At 69.3% G+C, this 1,898-nt stretch carries 2 protein-coding genes; both read right to left on the bottom strand.

Annotation, left to right across the window (positions count from 1 at the left end):
* Positions 1-66: 66 nt before the first annotated feature.
* Entirely contained in the window at positions 67-861 is a 795-nt protein-coding gene (gene istB, locus O7634_RS00025) for an IS21-like element helper ATPase IstB (RefSeq protein WP_278148120.1), read from the bottom strand.
* Positions 861-1,898: IS21 family transposase (gene istA / locus O7634_RS00030; protein WP_278148121.1), on the bottom strand; the 1,038-nt coding region annotated here is incomplete at its 5' end. The genes istA and istB, both read right to left, overlap by 1 nt.

Consider the following 1,898-nt stretch of genomic DNA (forward strand, 5'->3'; position numbering starts at 1 on the left):
CAACGCCGCCTCAATCGTGACCACCGTGGTCCGGCTGAAACTGGACCACCCCGGTTTGGTTGATCTTCAGTCGTTGGTCTTGGTCGCTGCCGGGACGCGGCCGAGGTCGCGGTCCTTGAGCCGGTAGCTGTCGCCCTTCATCGAAACGACCTCGGCGTGGTGAACAAGCCGGTCGATCATGGCCGCGGCGACGACGTCATCACCGAAGACCTCTCCCCACCGGCCGAAGGGCTTGTTACTGGTGACGATCAGCGAGGCACGTTCGTAGCGGTTCGAAACCAACTGGAAGAACAGGTTCGCCGCTTCGGCTTCGAAGGGGATGTAGCCGACCTCGTCAACGATCACCAGCGGGATCCGGCCGAGTTTGACGAGCTCGTCCTGCAGCCGGCCGGCGTGGTGGGCGTCAGCGAGACGGGACACCCACTGAGCGGCGGTGGCGAACGCGACCCGGTGTCCGGCCTGGCAGGCCCGGATACCGAGACCGATGGACAGGTGGGTCTTGCCGGTGCCGGGCGGCCCCAGGAACACGACGTTCTCCTTCGACGCCACGAAGTCCAGAGTGCCCAGGTGGGCGATCGTCTCCCGCTTCAACGACCGCTGGTGTTCGAAGTCGAACTCCTCCAGGCTCTTGCGTGCCGGGAACCTCGCCGCCCGGATACGCCCCTCACCGCCGTGGGCCTCCCGGGCCGCCACTTCGCGTTGCAGACAGGCGGCGAGAAACTCCTCGTGCGTCCACGACTCCGCCCGGGCCCGCTCCGCGAGCCGGTCCACCGACGCCGCCAACGAGGGCGCCTTCAACGCACGGGTGAGGAAAGCGATCTCGGAGGAGACGTTGCGGTTGCCGGTCGTTCTGGAGGCCATCACGCGGCCGCCTCGGCATCGACACCGAACATGCGGTCGTAGTCGGCCAACCTGCGGTGCTCCACCTCGGCCGTGACCGCCGGTGCCGGCGCCTGCCGCGCGGCGGTCCGCAGATCGGCGGCGGCCTGACGGTGAGCCGGGTCGGTGATGCTCTGATGCCGCGCCCAGCACCGGTCGTGCCGGGCGACGAGACGGCCCTCGCAGAGCACCTGCACCCGGTCGGCGTCAGCGACCACGTCGACCCGGCGGCCCACCACCATCGGGTGCACCGAGTAGTCGTTGCCGTCCAGCCGGACGTAGTGGTCGCGGGGCAGACGGGTGCTCCGCCGCCAGCCGACCACCGGCGCGACCGGCGGCAGCGTCAACATCGCCGCTCGGTCGGCCTCCCACCGGTCCACCGGCCGGCAGCCCAGCACCCGGTGCCGACGCTGGTTCGCCCGTACCAGCCATTCGGCAAGCTGGGCGTTGAAGTCCCGGGGCGAGCTGAACCGGCGCCCGGGCAGGAACGACGTCTCAAGATAGCCGTTCGCCCGCTCCACCAGGCCTTTGGCTTCCGGATCCGCCGGCCGGCACTGGAGCACGCGGATCCCGAGAGTGCCACGGAAGCCGTTCATCGCCTCGGTCAACTGCGGCCTGCCGGCACGCCACTGGCCAACCGCTGACTCGTTGTCCCATACCAACGTCCTGGGCACCCGACCCCACCCGGAGATCAACGTCCAGTGTCCGACCAGCAGATCCGCCGACTGCCGGGACGGGATCATCACCGCCGTCAGCCACCGCGAGTACCCGGACACCATCACCATCACCGGCGGCCGTCCGACCTGACCGAACCCCAGGGGCACGTCCGCCGGCGGGAACCACAGATCACACTGCGCCAGCTCACCCGGCAGGTACTCGGTGCGCTGCGCCGGGTCAGGCCGGCGGAACAACGGCCGCAGCCGCTGCACCCGGTCACAGAACACCGTCTTCCCACGGGTCCACCCGACCCGTTCCATGATCACCGTCGAGGGCATGTCCGGGAACTCCGCCAACAACGC

Origin of the sequence: Micromonospora sp. WMMD1120, assembly GCF_029626235.1 — a bacterium.
In the GTDB taxonomy this organism is placed as follows: domain Bacteria; phylum Actinomycetota; class Actinomycetes; order Mycobacteriales; family Micromonosporaceae; genus Micromonospora.

Excerpts from the sequence above, each read along its gene's own strand:
- istB (WP_278148120.1), bottom strand. The coding sequence starts at position 861 with ATGGCCTCCAGAACGACCGGCAACCGCAACGTCTCCTCCGAGATCGCT.